The sequence below is a fragment of the Paenilisteria rustica genome, assembly GCF_013820765.1.
Taxonomy (GTDB): Bacteria; Bacillota; Bacilli; order Lactobacillales; family Listeriaceae; genus Listeria_A; species Listeria_A rustica.
Genome location: NZ_JABJVM010000012.1, coordinates 40300 through 56792, shown reverse-complemented (window position 1 = coordinate 56792; position 16493 = coordinate 40300). Strand labels below are relative to the sequence as shown.

Here is a 16493-nt window from a genome sequence, read left to right as displayed (position 1 = left end):
AATTGTAGACGTATCCATATAGTTATTCTATACCCTAATTATGAAAAAACTATGAAATTTTATTAAAATTTTTGCTATAAATCATATTAAATCGTAAAAATCGGTGTTGGAATCTCCGGATCTGTATCAAATAGATCAATTTGCTCACCGACAATGATACCCTCACCAGCCAAGGTTTGCGAAACAGCCATTCTCGCGAGATCCTTCATATTATTATCTTTACTCAAATGTCCAAGATAAATCCGCTTCGTCGCGTCGCCAATCACTTCACTCATCGCGATACCAGCATCCTCATTCGAAACGTGACCCTCATCGCCCAAAATACGACGCTTCACATTCCAAGGATAACGCCCCATGCGCAACATCTCCACATCATGATTGCTCTCAAAAAGGTAGGCATCAGCATTCGCAATATGCCCTTTCATCCGATCACTCACGTAACCCGTATCTGTAATCATCACGAACTTCTTTTTGCCACTGTGAAAAATATAGAACATCGGTTCAGCTGCATCATGCGAAACGCCAAACGATTCCACTTGCAAACTACCGAATGATTTCACCGTTTCCATATCAAATTGAAATTTTTGCGCCGTGTTAATTTCACCAATCGACGTTTCCATCGCAGCCCATGTCTTCGCATTCGCGTAAACAGGCACCTCATAGCGTCGCGCCAGAACGCCCAGTCCTTTAATATGATCCACATGCTCATGCGTTACCAAAATCGCATCCACATCCGTCATACTCCGCCCAACTTCGCTGAATAAATGCTCGATTTTCTTTCCACTCAAACCACAATCCACTAAAATAGTCTGATCCGCCGTCTCAATGAGCGTTGCATTTCCTGAACTACCACTTGCCAATATACTAAAACGGAGCTGATCCGTTGCCTGATTCGCTGTCTTGATTTCCTTTGCAAACATCGCTTTCTAGCCCCCTTAAAAATTCCATAATCTTATTGTACAACGAAAAAAACACAATTGCACGAAAAAAGGAGAAACCTCACATTTTCCAAGGCTCTCCCACTTTCCAATCTACTGCCGCGCTTTCTGAACAGCGTCACTCTCCGAATTCGGTATTTCTTCATTTGCCTGCAAATCACTCGAGTTAATCACAGACCCCTCCAAGCCATTCACAAGGAAAAATGTCGTCTGCTTCTCGTGTTTCACCTCGAAAGCCCACACAGGCAAGTACACGTCCGAACTCGGCAAACTAACCAAATTGTAATAACCGAGCGTCGTATTCACAATCTTACTATTCTGCTTTAAATCACCATGCTGATGAAGTACCTCCAATGCATCCGTTCCCGAAATCACATCATCCTTTTCATCGAACATCTTCGGATCACCAAGCATCGTTTGCCGATAAGAAATAACCTCATTATCCTTATTCAAATTAAACACAATCTGGCCATTCGTATTAAACAACACAGGTCGTCCATCAATTTTCTGATTAAACGTCATCTCGCGCCTATCGGAATCATAACCCCAATACGTATACCGATCCCCTTCAAAAACATCACTCTTCAAAAATGGCATCAAGTCCGCACCATACTTCTCCGGATCAATCTTTACAGGTTTGACTAGCACCGAATAAATCCGCTGATCTGCATTCAAAACCGAAATCTTCTGTCCCTTCAAATCATTGATATCCTTCTGCGTAAAAGCAAGTGGCTCTGTGGTTAAATAAGACCCCTTCTCTGGATTAGACGGGATCTTACCATACGTAATATTTTCAGATTTCAACTTCTCCTCCAAAGTCTGACTAACGAGAGGCGTCGGCGAAGAAGACATTCTAGAATCAATGAACAATATCAATAAGAAAATATCCAAAATCAAGAAGGCGATAATAAAAATCGTTTCTGTTTTCTTCCAATCCATTACGATTCGCCTCCCACAACAGGTGTCCACGTACCATTGTATTTATAAAACCAAGCCGGTTTCAGCTCCACAACACGATTATAGCTGTTATTATTTTGCTCATATCCCATCACATACCCAGGGACAATCATCTGGATATCGTCTGGATCCACGGTCTTAATTAGGTTCTCATAAACACTCACCGAACTCGGCAATGTCACTGCTTTTGACTCCGTCGTAATTTGCGCACCAAGTTTGAAGAACGGACGCTGATATTTATACACGCCTTCCGTCCCCTCCGTCACCAAAATCTGCGACATGCCATCCTTGTTAAACACCGGCAAGCCCTGCACAAACAAAGAAAATGCGGTTGTCGAGCTATCCGCCGAGTACCCAGAATAATAATAATTTCCCGTCCAGCCCCAATGATCATTCACAAAATTAAAACTCGACTGAATCTGCTCCGACTTCATCGCACTGCTAAGCTGCGACGTATCCCGACGCTCTTGCGCTGGATCCACATACGTGAGCACCTTTTCTTCTGGATTCACCGTCATCGAACTCGAACCATTCGTAAACGAGTTATCCTGCCCTTTCACTTTGCTCCCATCACCAAACAGCGCATTTTTAAACAATCCAATATCAATCGTCTCAATTACATACTGCTGCTGTTGCAACTTCACCGGCGCATCATTCAAGAATAAATACTGCTTATTCTTATACAACTCATTTACCGGAGCCATCGCCGTTTTCTGCTCCGTCAAAACTTGCTTCAACGTTTCGACCTGTTCCTGCTGAATGGACCCCTGATAAATCTGCTCATTCGAGTCATTTCCAAAATACACCGAGAACAAACCATTCTCCGACTTAGTCAAATTAAACGTAATCCGATTAAACGAATTCGAGTCAAAATTATCACCCTTCAATCTAAAAACCTGACTGTAAATCGAAAGCGGCACAGCATTCGGGAAAACAAGTTCCATCGAATTATTCTGATGCATCATTCCTTGGTAACTCGCCGTCATTTTATCCGTCCGCACCAATTCAGAAAAATCAAATGTCGTCCCAGCCTTCACAAGCGCGTTAATCATCGTTAAATTTTGCGTCATATAATGCTTGTCATTCTGATGATAATACACCATTGTCGGCCTAAAAACCTGTTCTGGCTGTCGTAACTTTGCAATTTGCTCCTTTTTCACCGTCTCATTATCAATCACTTCATAATCCGGCTGCACTTTCCAGAGGCTGTAGCTTAGGAAAACGCTGATAACTACAAGAACAGTGAGGATAATTCCTCTTATTTTTGTACCCTTCATTCCCAATCATCCTCCGGTAAATCATTGTATGGCAACGTAAACGAGATAGTTGTGCCTTTCCCGCGATTACGCTCCGCCCAGATTTCGCCACCATGCGCTGTAATCACATCACGCGCAATCGCAAGACCCAGACCAGTTCCGCCCATCTCCCTTGACCTCGCCTTATCCACACGGAAGAAACGATCAAAGACTTTCGTCAAGTCCTCCTCAGGAATCCCCATACCTTCATCACTGATACTAACCTCAATCGCATCCTCGCGTTTCCGCAAGTAGAACGTTATACGGCCACCATCTGGTGAATATTTATTCGCATTCGAGATAATGTTATCCATCACCTGCATAATTTTATCTTCATCAATTTCAATAATAACCGGCTCACGCGTAAACTGACGCTTAAACGTTGTGCCATCCTTCTTCATCATCTCAAAGCGATCAATAATATGATTAAAGAAATCATTAAAATTCACAAAATTCTTATCCAAATTCGTACGTCCACTATCCATCCGTGATAATTTCAGCAAATCATTCACTAAGCGAATCATCCGCTCCGTCTCGCTTTGCGTCACCTCAAGAAAACGTGGCGCAATCTCTTCATCCCGCCATGCACCATCACTTAGCGCCTCTAAATAACTACGCATACTCGTAAGCGGCGTCCGAAGCTCATGTGACACATTCGATACAAAATCGCGGCGTTCCTGATCCACTTTTTCCTGGTCCGTAATATCATGTAAAACGGCAATAATCCCGTTCACAAAACCAGTTTCACGTTGGATAACCGACAAATTCGCCCGTAAAACATATGGCTCCTCAAACGTACTGCGATCCATTGTAAGCGGCTCTTCCAACTCCATCAAATCATCAAAAGAATAGTCATCCGCCACGCCAAGCACATCAATAATTGGTTTCCCATTCGCACTTTCATGCGCCATTTTCAGCATCTTTTCAGCCGGCGAATTAATCAAAATAACCTTTCCGCGACGATCCGTTGCAATCACGCCATCTGTCATGTAAGAAAGCACCGACGATAACTTCCGCCGTTCCCCCTCCGTCATGGCTTGCGCTTCCTGCACCCGTTTCGTTAGCGCATTAAAGGATTCCGCCAATTGGCCAATTTCATCCATGCCGTACACTTTTACCTTCCGCGTATAATTCCCGCGTGCCATCGCAAAAGCTTGACGTTTCATATCCGTAATTGGCTTCGTAATCGTTCGTGAAAGCAGAATTCCTAGAATCGCCGTAATAATCATCGCAAGGAGCGTCCCTGTGATAAAAATACTCGTGATACTATCAACCTGCTCATACACCGATTCAATATCCGTAGCCAAATAGATGGCGCCAATAACCTCTCCTTTTGAAGTAATCGGGGTAACATCCACCCAAATTTGCCGTTTTGGATTTTTCCCCATGAAGATTTTATTTTCGCCATTCCCACTATTTATCGTGTTTTTAATCATCTTATTCGTCGAGACCTGTCCAACAATACCTTGATTGTCCACATCTGAGGTCCCAATGATTTTCAGCTTATCGTCTACAACGAGCACGTTCTCAAAATCATTGCTACCACGAACGAAATCGAGCAACATACTTTGAATGTCACTCTCGAGTTTCGTCTGGTCATCGTTCGTATATTTCAACATTTCTTCGCGAACATTGTACTCCAATAAATTCACACTATTAGTAATCGCTGTTTTAAAGTTCTTCTCCAATTGGTCCTGCAATTCTCGCACAAAATAAGCCCCTATTACTTGCATTGCTACCAAAATAAGCAACAAATAAATCATGACAAATCTAAATTGGACCGATTGAAAAAACTTCATTCTCCGCATAATGTTTACTCCTGTTCAGGGTTACGTAAATAGTAGCCTACTCCCCGTCGTGTTACAAGCCATGCTGGATGACTTGGATTATCTTCAATTTTCTCACGTAAGCGGCGCACCGTCACATCAACCGTCCGCACATCGCCAAAATAGTCATAACCCCAAACCGTTTGCAATAAATGCTCACGCGTCATAACTTGTCCCATATGCTTCGCCAAATAATGTAGCAATTCGAACTCACGGTGAGTCAGTTCAATCGTCTCACCGCGTTTAGAAGCAACATACGCATCCGGATGAATAATAAGCGAACCAATTTCCAGTTCACTGTTCTCTTCCTCTTCTGCCGCAGCACTTCCAGCGGTACTATGACGACGCAAATTCGCTTTCACACGCGCAATCAACTCACGATTACTAAACGGTTTTGTCACGTAATCATCCGCACCTAGCTCAAGGCCTAGCACCTTATCAATCTCTGAGTCTTTTGCCGTCACCATAATAATTGGCATATCATATTTTTTACGAACCTCACGACACACTTCAATACCATCGCGCCCAGGCAACATAATATCGAGTAGAATCAAATCAGGTTGAATTTCCTCCACTAAATCAATCGCTTCATCACCATCATACGCGCAATATACGTCAAAACCTTCTTTATTTAAATTAAATTTCACAATATCAGCTATCGGTTTTTCATCATCTACAACTAGAATTTTCTTTTCGGCCATCTTTAACCAGTCCTCCCATTTCTAAAATCGCTCCATTGGCGATACCATATATTTTTTTGAGAAATAACCCTTATGTTGCAACTGAAAAATGTCTTTCTTTATGAGATAAATGACTGCTTTATTTCCCATGTAACAATCCACGCTTGCCTTATTTTTAGTTATGGCAACCTTTATCAAATGATAGACTATCACAATCATCATTATAACATAATATCTTCAGGATAGGAAAAGTTGGGAGGGAGATTTGTACTTTCCTAAACAAAAACGCAGACATCCTAGGAAGGAGGCCTGCGCTATGTATTTTCTGTATTAATCAAATAATGGGCTTACTGACTCGTTTTTGTGTACGCGGACGATTGCTTCGCCAAGTAACGGTCCTACAGATAATTGTTCGATTTTGTCAATCCATTTATCCTCTGGTAAAACGAGCGAATTAGTCACGATTAATTTCTCAATCGCTGAATTATTAATGCGTTCAATCGCCGGACCTGACAGGACTGGGTGTGAGCAACAAGCATATACTTTCGTTGCGCCACTCTCGATTAAAGCATTCGCTGCAAGTGTAATTGTACCTGCTGTATCAATGATATCATCAATCAAAATAGCCACTTTACCGTCTACATTACCAACGATATTCATTACTTCCGCCACATTTGGGCGTGGACGACGTTTGTCAATAATTGCAATCGGCGCTTTCAAACGATCGGCCATCTTACGAGCTCTTGTTACACCGCCGTGATCTGGTGAAACAACAACCAAATCTTCATCGATATGATGCGAGCTGAAATAGTTTGATAGCAAACGAACCGCGTTCAAATGATCGATTGGAATATCAAAGAAACCTTGAATTTGCGGTGCATGAAGATCTAGTGTAATCATGCGTGTAGCTCCTGCTTTTTCAATCAGGTTAGCCACGAGTTTTGCCGTGATTGGCTCACGACTACGCGCTTTACGGTCTTGGCGAGCATAACCGTAATACGGCATCACAATGTTAATTGTTTTTGCTGAAGCTCTCTTAAGTGCATCAATCATGATCAAAAGTTCCATCAGATTTTGGTTAACAGGAAAACCAGTGGACTGCACAACATAGACGTGACAACCACGGATACTTTCTTCAATATTAATCTGAATTTCACCATCACTAAAATGGGTCACGCTGGACTTCCCTAAATTAATTCCTGCTACTTCCGCGATTTCCGCCGCCAGTGCTGGGTTGGAATTTAAAGAGAAAATTTTTAACTTTGGATCAAAATAATCGTTAGACATAATCAGCCTCCACATAGATTTTATATAATTTTTAAATGGCTGGGATTGCACAGTGGCAGAACCGAAGTACAACCCCACCCACAAATGACTACTTACCGAAATTCAGTTTCTTCGCGTATCCTTCTTTATTTTCTTGCTTCACACGAGAAATAGCAAGGGCATCTTCTGGTACATCTTTTGTAACCGTTGTGCCTGCTGCTACAAAGGCACGATTGCCAATGTTCACCGGTGCTACCAAGTTGGAGTTGCAACCAATAAAGACGTCATCACCGATAATTGTTTTGGCTTTATTTTTGCCATCGTAATTCACTGCGATAGAACCGCAACCGATATTGACATTTTCGCCGATTTCCGCGTCACCCATGTAGATAAAATGCGGGATTTTCGAGTTTTTGCCAATCGTTGCTTTCTTCGTTTCCACAAAGTTACCAATTTTCACGCCTTCGCTGATTTCAGATTCAGGGCGTAGGTGCGAATAAGGCCCAACTTGAACGTCATCGCCAACTTTGCTGTCATAAATAGAAGAATGTCTCACTTGCACACGTTCACCAAGAGTCGCATTATCAAGCACGCTCGCGCCTGTAATCTCACAATCAGCACCGATAACTGTTTTCCCATGAATCGCAACGTTCGGTCCAACAACGGTATCTTGACCGATTTCAACATCGACATCAATATACGTATTTGCTGGATCAATCAACGTTACACCATTGCGCATGTGGTTCTCATTGATTCGGTGACGCATAATTTCTTGCGCCTCTGCCAAAGCTACGCGATCATTAACACCAAGCGATTCCTTCGCATTCTCCATTCGATAAGCCGCAACAACCTCATCTTCATCTTTTAAAATTTTGATAACGTCTGGTAAATAATATTCACCTTGCGCATTTTCGTTGGATACTTTTTCCAACGCTTCAAACAAAGCTTGATTGTCAAAACAATATGTTCCCGTGTTGATTTCATTCACGCGTTGCTCTTTTTCAGACGCATCTTTGTGCTCAACAATTTTCTCTACAATTCCTAAATCGTCCCGAATAATCCGTCCATATCCCGTTGGATCATCTAAGACAGTCGTTAAAATAGTTGCCTTGGCACGCTTTTCTTGATGATACTTCATTAAGTCTTCCATTGTATGACCTTGAATAAGCGGCGTATCACCACACACAACAAGCGTTACACCTTCTTTGTCACCAAGTACACTCTTCGCCTGTAAAACCGCGTGAGCAGTCCCTAACTGTTTCTCCTGCAAAGCAAACACACTTCTATCTTCCAAATGGGTCTGCACTTGTTCCGCACCGTGTCCAACAATCGTCACGACTTCATCCGGTTCAAGCTGACTGATTTGGTCTACAACATGTTCTACCATTGGTTTTCCACATACAGGATGCAAAACCTTGTAAAGCTTCGACTTCATTCTTGTACCTTGCCCAGCCGCTAAAACAACCGCATATCTTTTCATCATTGACAAGACCCTCCAATTATCCACTATTCTTCATAATGATAATACCGTAAAACAACCTTTTTTTCAAGATGCAATTAGAACCTAATCTTGTGTTTACTCTAAGTAACTCGACGACAAGCGCTCGTATTGTTGGGTCTGTAGCTCATTTCATTTCGCGCAGCCCCAACAAAAAACAACCAGCGCTGGGCTGGTTGTTTGGATTTATATTATTAATTATTCCGCAGTTACTTCTTCTTCAACTGCTACATCTTCTGATACGGCACTTGACTCTTCTTCGCCTACACGAACATATTCAGCAAGTACAACCTCTTGGATTTTTCCACGAGTATCAGAATTGATTGGGTGGGCGATGTCACGGAACTCACCGTCAACGCCACGTTTACTTGGCATTGCTACGAATAAACCGTTGTTGCCGTCAATAACACGGATATCATGAACAACAAATTCCTCATCTAAAGTTATGGAAGCAATAGCTCTCATTCTTCCATCAGTTTCTACACGACGTAATCTCACATCAGTTACTTGCATTATTAGTCACTCCTTATCCCATTTTGTCTTCTCATAGTTTTTTCGGGTTATTTTATCTTGTTACTTGGGACAAACTTAGTCTCCCTTTAGATTTGCTATTCACAACAAGTATTTACCCAGGTCCTATAAAAAGTAGTGTTTAGTCTTCATTTCCTTCTTCCGCTTCTGGTGCTGCTTCCTCTACTTCACTGACAACTTCATCAGCTTCTGCATAAGCAACTAAGACAGCGTCCTGAATTTTAGCACGAGTATCAGAATTAATTGGGTGAGCGATGTCACGAAACTCTCCATCTGGAGTACGTTTACTTGGCATTGCTACAAATAATCCATCATTACCATCAATCACGCGAATATCATGTACTACGAATTCACCGTCAATAGTAATTGAAGAAATAGCTTTCATTCTTCCATCAGTCTCAACTCGACGTAATCTCACATCTGTAATTTCCATTTTCTTCACCACCTTAGCTCTTGTTGACATGCTACTTGTTGATTCAACACACACGCAACATCATAAAGATAACACTAGAGAATTGTTCCCTCGACATTTCTCCCATACAAAAAGCAATTATTAAATTACTCCTTGTTCCCAAAAAGGAAAGCCCAGAATTTTTCTCTAACAACATCATAATAAAAAAAGCTAAATTTGACAACTTTGTGACTTCGTACATAAAAATGCTGTTTATAGTGCATTTTTTATTGACAAAAATGCATTGTTTTTTATAAATGAATAATTGTATACTATAAAATAATAATTTATAAAAAAAGCCACAAACGACTGCCAGTATAACGTTTATATGCAATGTTTAATACCCAATATTTCTTTCATTCTATAATATTCCAAGAGGAAAAGCCAAAAACAACCTATTTTTTAGTATACAAAAAATGGCGTATTGATCGTTTTTCATACTCCTTTTTGCACATCATTTTTTATTTATTTTTACAAACACGCCTGAATTATGACAGTTAGTAACATCCTTTATTTTTCATCTATAAGCATTGAAGCGAAAGGGTTTATCATACTTTTATAAACTTACATTTTAGGATGAAACACATTTTTCACAAGCATTTTCATCACAATTATGACAAACAGATTAAAAATATATGACAGCTCGATTTATGACTTAAATTCAAACATTTGCGCAAAAAAAGGACTTTTAGACGCATTGTTATGTAGCTATATAATAAAAAAAGAGGATTATTTTACATAAATCCTCTTTTTTATATACATTATTCTGATCGTAACGCATCGATTGGGCGTAATTTTGACGCTTTATTCGCTGGTGTAATGCCAAATATGACACCGATAAACATCGAGAATAGGAACGCGCCAATGATTGTTGATGCGGTAATTCCAGATGGTATACCCGCAATGGAACCAAATGCAAGGGCTCCGGATACACCTATCGCAATTCCGATTAAACCACCGACAACACTGATGACGATAGATTCAATTAAGAATTGAGTCAGGATATCACGTTTTTTCGCACCCAAAGCTTTGCGGATACCGATTTCTCTGGTCCGTTCTGATACAGAAACGAGCATGATATTCATAATCCCAATACCACCGACAACAAGAGATATGCCGGCAATTGCTCCAAGCGCTGTTGTAAGCGTCGAACTGATCGTATCAAACGCATTTAAGATTTCTTGCTGATTAATAACTTGATACGGCGCCGATTCACCACTTGCAGAGTCAGCTGCATTATAGTCAAAATGGATAGATAAACGCGATTCTAAGGTATTAACAACACGATCTACATCTTCTGCTGTATCCGTTTCTACATAAAACGTCCGGACATTCGTATCTTTTAGCATGCGTTGCGCTGCGGTCAAAGGCACAAATACTTGATCATCACTCGACCCCATCATCGACGCGCCTTTTTCTTTTAGAACGCCGACAACTTTATAAGGCATCCCATTTACGCGGATATATTCCCCTACCGGATCTGAGAAGCCGAATAAATCACTAGCTACATTTGGTCCGATTACAGCAATTTTTTGTCCATACTCGACATCAATTGGCAATAAAAAGCGACCGGTATCTAGCTTCAATCCACGAGCATCTTTATATTGCTCGTTTGTGCCGATAAGCTTCAAGTCTTTTGATTTATAATCAAATGTTGCTTTGACTTGTCCTGAGAGTTCAGGAGAAACACTTTTGACACCATCAATATTTTTATACTTCAGAACATCATCGTACGTAAATTTATCATTAGGATTAGTCGATGTATTCATTACCGTCACCAAGTTCGAGCCTAGGTCTCCCATTTGGCTGTTGACTTGATCGGTTACACCTTTACCGAGTGATACTAGCAAAATAACCGAAGATACCCCGATAATAATTCCTAGCATTGTCAGAAAGGAACGCATTTTACTTGTTTTTAATTGCTTCCAGGCCATTTTCATACTTTGGCGGATCATTTTGCTACCCCCTCATTGAAAAGTTGACCATCTTGAATTCGAATCGTTCTCGTTCCGTAATTCGCGATATCCAGATCATGTGTAATCATTACGATTGTATTGCCAGCCTGATTCAGTTCTTGCAAGATCCCCATAACTTCTTTACCAGTTTTGGAATCAAGCGCCCCAGTTGGTTCATCAGCTAGCAAAATTTGTGGGTTAGCCGCAAGCGCACGTGCAATCGCGACACGTTGTTGTTGCCCACCAGACAATTGCGTCGGTAAATTCTGCTTCTTATCTGTTAGCCCAACCTTACGAAGACAATCAAGTGCAATTTCTTCCCGTTTCGCAACACCCATACCACCATAAATCAGCGGTAATTCGACGTTCTCAAGCGCCGATAATTTCGTCAATAAATTAAACTGTTGAAAAATAAATCCGATTTTCTTATTACGAATAGCAGACAGTTTGTTATCGTTTAACGTTGCCACATCGACACCGTCCAAATGATATTCACCGGAATCCGGCACATCTAAGCAACCAATCATGTTCATCAAGGTTGACTTACCAGAGCCAGAAGGTCCGACAATCGCTAAAAATTCGCCTTGTTCAACAGCAAGCGTTACATTGTCCAATGCTTTAAATGTCTCGCCGCCAAGTGTATATGTTTTCGTTAAATTTCTCATATCAATAAGTGGACTAGTCACGCGATCACCTCCTTGTTTGGTCTAGTTTTTAAAATCCTGGTTGTTGGGATGAGTTAGATTTCGTTGGCAAAATGACTTCATCGCCTTTTTCTAGACCTTTCGTGATCTCCATATTATCTTCGTTATGAAGCCCAGTCGTTACGTATTGTTTTACTTCTTTCGTCGTCTCATTTTTCCCTTTTTTAGGGATGAGTACGTAATATTTGCCGTCATCATTTTTCTGAACTGCTTCAATTGGAACGTATAATGCATTTGCTTTTTCATTCACCAAAATGGAAGCATCCGCTGTCATCCCTGATTTTAGATCTGTACTATCATCGATTGAAATCGTCACCAAGAACGAAGACACGCCATTCATAACGGTTCCTTGTTCTGCGATTTCCTTCACTTTACCTGTGTATGTTTTGTCAGGAACTGCCGTAACCGAAATCTTAGCTTCTTGATCTTTTTTCACGTTTGGTACATCTAGCTCGTCCATTTGTACTTGTAGCTCTAATTCTTTGTAATCAGGCGCTTGTTGATTTTGCGGAACAATAGCCCCTGTTGCTGTCGCGTTAATTTTCATGTCCCCTTGCTTCACTTTCGTTGTCACAAGGTCCTTCGTCGCTGTTGTATCTGATCCTGATTTAGATCCTAAAAATAATACTGCTCCTACTACGATTGCCGCGATAATAACGATGGCAATCAACCATTTAACCCATTTCTTCATGTGTGTTGCTCCTTCCAAATTAAGTAATTGTTTGTTAGCTCCCAGTATGTAGGCAAGCACTGCTATAAAAAAGTTCATAAACATAAATATTCGCTTGTCGAAATGTTCATGCGCCCTCTACAAGTCCCTATTGTAGCATAGATAAAATTAAAACCAGTCATACGGAGGTCGTATTTATCTGTTCATATTCCATTCATATAAAAAAACTAGAACGCTAAAACAGCATGACTCGCTGCCCCAGATTCTAGTCGTTATTTATTGATTTGGGTAGTTGAAATAATTGCCTTCTACCACTTCGATTTGCTTCTCTTTAACATCTACGTTCTTAATTTTCACCAAGGAGACGTAATCATCCACTAAGCGCTCTTCCGCGTATTCAGATTCCACTAAAACACCGATACCGACTAATTTGGCATTGAACTCTTCTAACAAATTCTTCATCCCGTTAATCGTTCCGCCCGCTTTCATGAAATCATCCACAATGACAACGTTCGAACCTTCTGGTAGACTGCGCTTCGAAAGTTCCATTTTCTCAATACGTTTACTCGATCCCGACACGTAATTAATACTAACTGTCGAACCTTCCGTCACCTTACTATCACGTCGCACAATGACAAATGGGACGTTCAGATGTTCCGCCACGGCCTGCGCAATTGGAATCCCTTTTGTCGCCACCGTCATAATCGCGTCTATTTTTTGCTTATTAAATTTCGTCGCTAAAATTTTCCCGATTTGGCTTAACGTCACGGGCTCACCAAGTAAATCAGATAAATATAAGTAACCACCTGGAAGTAAACGATTAGGTTCAGCGATGCGGTTACAGAGCGTCTGAACGAAATCTAGCACATCGGCATTATCCGCAATCGAAATGTATTTCACGCCACCAGCAGCGCCTGGGACAGTCTCAAGCGTACCAATGCCTCTATCTTCAAATGTTTTCTTTATAATAACTAAATCTTCACTAATAGATGATTTCGCAGAACTATAACGCTCAGCAAATAAAGTTAGTGGTACCAGTTTTCGTGGATGGCTCAGTAAAAACTGTGTCATATCAATCAAACGTTCACTACGCCGAATTTTCATATTGCTTCTTCTCCTCTTTTTAAAAATAGCTTTTCCAAACATTAGAACCTATTTCGCCCTTTTTGTACGTGTTTAACATCATTATAAAGGCTTTTTAGAGGAAAAGATAGTCATAGCTTGCCTTTCAAAATCACCACATACTAGAATCCTCTTATTTCATAACTTCTTTAAAGCTAACTACTTCCGCTCCAACTGATTTCAACGCTTCCTGCACCTCATCCGATGTTAAGAAAGTCAGCTCTTTTATCCGATAATCAGAATAAGAAGTCAAGCTGAGCATTGTTTCATCGATAAATGCTGGGTGACACATGAATTCCAACGTCTCCGTATCATGCTCGTGTGCCTTCACAACCTGTTTGACAACATCCGCTGTAATCCCATCCGCATAAAATTGATCAGAAAAACGATCCGTTGTTGGAATCCCCGTATAATCCGCATCATGCACAGAACGACGCAACCCAACTTGATATTTTTTCGCTAATTTTTGCATAACTGGCAAAACAATAGGTTCGATAAGGTGATGCGTATCAAAATGGGAAATGGGAATGCCTGCTGCGAGAATTTTTTCGATTTGAGCGGTGAATTCACGCTCTACTTCACTAAAATCAATCGCATCCGCCGAACTCCTCAGCACGTCTTGCGCTAGAAATTTCCCCGACTCAGCAGTAAGACTCGGAACATCCTTCAAAAGTGGACTACCAAATGTCAGCGTCAAATGCGCCCCGATATCGAGTCCTGGATTCTCTTTCGCCACCTCAGCGCCTAAATCAAACGCTGGTGAATTCGCAAGCATTGTCGTCGATTTTACAACACCATGCTTATACGCTTCCAAAATTCCATAAACGACACCTTTTGACAAACCAAAATCATCCGCATTAAAAATAACTTTCATCACTTCACGACTCCTTTATCATTTTTCTTCTTGCCAAGGTCTAACTAAATATACTTCCTCACAGAAGCCACGTAAGCCGTTATAGACGCGTTTTGCTCTAGAGTACTGTTTTACAAGGGCAAACACTGTCGGCCCGCTACCACTCATTAAAGCCGTATCTGCGCCAAATTCCAGCATCTTCTCTTTGATTCGCTTCACTTCTGGGTGTTTCGCGAGCGTCACCGTCTCGAGCACATTCCCGATATTATCACAAATCCCCTCAAAACTGCCATCCCGAATCGCCTGAACCATTCCAGCCGTATTCGGGTGCTCCACTTCTCCAACGCGCAAGTCTCGGTATACACCCGGCGTCGAAACACTAATCGAAGGCTTCGCTAACACAATCCAGCAATTTGGCATCATCGGAAGCGGTTCAATAATCTCACCACGACCAGTTGCAAGCGCCGTTCCACCATATAAGCAAAATGGAATATCCGATCCTAATTCCGCGCCTAAATCCGCAAGTTCCTCAAGCGTCAACTTCAAATCCCACAATTGGTTCAATCCCTTAAGAGCTGCAGCCGCGTCACTACTACCACCCGCAAGTCCAGCCGCAACCGGAATACTCTTATCAAGCGTTATAGCCACACCTTGCTTCACTGAAAAACGTTCCTTCAAAAGCGCCGCCGCCTGATACACCAGATTTCGCTTATCATCCGGAATAAAATGCGCCTTCACATCCAGTTTGATGATATCCTTTTCCAATAAAACTAACTGCAGACGATCCGCCAAGTCAATTGTAGTCATCACCATCTCAAGCTCATGATAATTATCTTTTCTCTTATATAGCGCATCCAATGACAAATTAATTTTCGCAGGTGCTTTCACATTTATTTTCATCATTTCTACAGCCTTTCTTAGGGAACATCCATCGTTCAACCCAAAGTAATAAGTTAGTAATTTCGCCTGACTTCAAGTTTGGTCACAGCTCCTCAAATCTTCTTTGTTTATTCTACCATAGCAACGCCCAAATATGTACTCCAAACTCAAAAAGACTTCTAAGCATACTGCAAAAGTATTGAGACTAGCTCAATTCCGAAGTTTACTCAAGATGTGAGTCAGATAATCTCAATCATTCTTTTATTTTTTTGCGTAAGACGTAAATTACGCTTTACACAAATCGAGCGAAAGCGGTTGCAATGCAGCTATTCTCTGGAAGCCGGAAGCGGAGCGTACTGGCGTACGTGATGACTGAAAACAGGGAGGGAGTAATTTCTCCGACCATGTGAGAAGTTATGCGAAGCGAAGCGTAGAAGAACCGGAAGTCCAGAGAATAGCTGCATTGCGAGCGCTTGTCGCCGATTTACTTGTCATAGACTCAACTCCCTAAGACATCAAAAAACCAGCCGAGTTGGCTGGTCTTGAGATATTAGTGATTAAAGTGCTAATTCTTTACTTACATCGTCGGTAAAGTCTAATTCCACAGTGTCTGTTAAAATGTCTGTATAACTATAGGATACTCTTTCGAAATTGTTCTCGTCTTGATCTAATTCAACAACAAAAACAGCTGGATAAGTTTCAGCTAAAACGCCACAACGCTCGATTGTTTTCTTACGTCCGCCGTTAGCTTTCAAAGTTAGTCTCGTTCCAAGTCTGGATTCAAGATTTTGTTTGATGCTTGCAATAGTTTTTGACATTTTGTACCCCCACCTCACTAATTTCCAGTATAGCATATCTAGGGCCAAAA

Annotated in this window: 16 protein-coding genes; all 16 read right to left on the bottom strand. The window is 41.3% G+C overall.

The annotated features are described in order from the left end of the window. Positions 1-86: 86 nt before the first annotated feature. Positions 87-920 carry an MBL fold metallo-hydrolase gene (locus HPK16_RS11670; protein ID WP_181677122.1) on the bottom strand — a complete coding sequence of 278 codons (834 nt, stop codon included), beginning with the start codon at positions 918-920 and terminating at the stop codon, positions 87-89. Positions 921-1031: 111 nt separating this feature from the next. Continuing rightward, positions 1032-1877, bottom strand: coding sequence for a two-component system regulatory protein YycI (locus tag HPK16_RS11665; RefSeq protein ID WP_181677121.1), 846 nt, complete (start codon positions 1875-1877; stop codon positions 1032-1034). After that, positions 1877-3172, bottom strand: a complete 1296-nt coding sequence (locus HPK16_RS11660) for a YycH family regulatory protein (RefSeq protein WP_181677120.1) — start codon at positions 3170-3172, stop codon at positions 1877-1879. The genes HPK16_RS11665 and HPK16_RS11660 overlap by 1 nt, the downstream gene beginning before the upstream one ends. Further along, a complete protein-coding gene (walK, locus tag HPK16_RS11655; protein ID WP_181677119.1) occupies positions 3169-4998 on the bottom strand; it encodes a cell wall metabolism sensor histidine kinase WalK in 1830 nt (609 codons plus the stop codon). Before walK ends, HPK16_RS11660 begins: the two co-directional genes overlap by 4 nt. Before the next feature lie 5 nt (positions 4999-5003). Then, positions 5004-5717, bottom strand: a complete 714-nt coding sequence (gene yycF / locus HPK16_RS11650) for a response regulator YycF (RefSeq protein WP_036082165.1) — start codon at positions 5715-5717, stop codon at positions 5004-5006. 309 nt (positions 5718-6026) lie between these two features. Then, the gene (locus HPK16_RS11645) at positions 6027-6983 is read right to left on the bottom strand and encodes a ribose-phosphate diphosphokinase (protein ID WP_036082163.1); all 957 of its coding nucleotides are present in this window, start codon (positions 6981-6983) and stop codon (positions 6027-6029) included. 88 nt (positions 6984-7071) lie between these two features. Continuing rightward, positions 7072-8445: a bifunctional UDP-N-acetylglucosamine diphosphorylase/glucosamine-1-phosphate N-acetyltransferase GlmU gene (gene glmU / locus HPK16_RS11640; RefSeq protein WP_181677118.1), complete on the bottom strand. Its 1374-nt coding sequence runs from the start codon at positions 8443-8445 to the stop codon at positions 7072-7074. Positions 8446-8658: 213 nt separating this feature from the next. Further along, positions 8659-8973 (bottom strand): septation regulator SpoVG, encoded by a 315-nt coding sequence (spoVG, locus tag HPK16_RS11635; protein WP_036061445.1) that lies wholly within the window; start codon positions 8971-8973, stop codon positions 8659-8661. Between the two features lie 139 nt (positions 8974-9112). Then, complete coding sequence (spoVG, locus tag HPK16_RS11630) at positions 9113-9424, bottom strand: septation regulator SpoVG (protein WP_036082159.1); 312 nt, start codon at positions 9422-9424, stop codon at positions 9113-9115. A 779-nt stretch (positions 9425-10203) separates the two neighbouring features. Then, positions 10204-11397, bottom strand: a complete 1194-nt coding sequence (locus HPK16_RS11625; RefSeq protein WP_181677117.1) for an ABC transporter permease — start codon at positions 11395-11397, stop codon at positions 10204-10206. Next, entirely contained in the window at positions 11394-12083 is a 690-nt protein-coding gene (locus HPK16_RS11620) for an ATP-binding cassette domain-containing protein (RefSeq protein ID WP_181677116.1), read from the bottom strand. Before HPK16_RS11620 ends, HPK16_RS11625 begins: the two co-directional genes overlap by 4 nt. A 28-nt stretch (positions 12084-12111) precedes the next feature. Further along, positions 12112-12792, bottom strand: coding sequence for an efflux RND transporter periplasmic adaptor subunit (locus HPK16_RS11615; RefSeq protein ID WP_181677115.1), 681 nt, complete (start codon positions 12790-12792; stop codon positions 12112-12114). A gap of 255 nt (positions 12793-13047) precedes the next feature. After that, positions 13048-13875, bottom strand: coding sequence for a pur operon repressor (purR, locus tag HPK16_RS11610; RefSeq protein ID WP_181677114.1), 828 nt, complete (start codon positions 13873-13875; stop codon positions 13048-13050). A gap of 151 nt (positions 13876-14026) precedes the next feature. Further along, positions 14027-14767, bottom strand: a complete 741-nt coding sequence (chbG, locus tag HPK16_RS11605; RefSeq protein WP_181677113.1) for a chitin disaccharide deacetylase — start codon at positions 14765-14767, stop codon at positions 14027-14029. 18 nt (positions 14768-14785) lie between these two features. Beyond that, positions 14786-15646: a 4-(cytidine 5'-diphospho)-2-C-methyl-D-erythritol kinase gene (ispE, locus tag HPK16_RS11600; protein WP_181677151.1), complete on the bottom strand. Its 861-nt coding sequence runs from the start codon at positions 15644-15646 to the stop codon at positions 14786-14788. 536 nt (positions 15647-16182) lie between these two features. Further along, positions 16183-16443, bottom strand: a complete 261-nt coding sequence (gene veg, locus HPK16_RS11595; RefSeq protein WP_036060632.1) for a biofilm formation stimulator Veg — start codon at positions 16441-16443, stop codon at positions 16183-16185. Between the last annotated feature and the right edge of the window lie 50 nt (positions 16444-16493).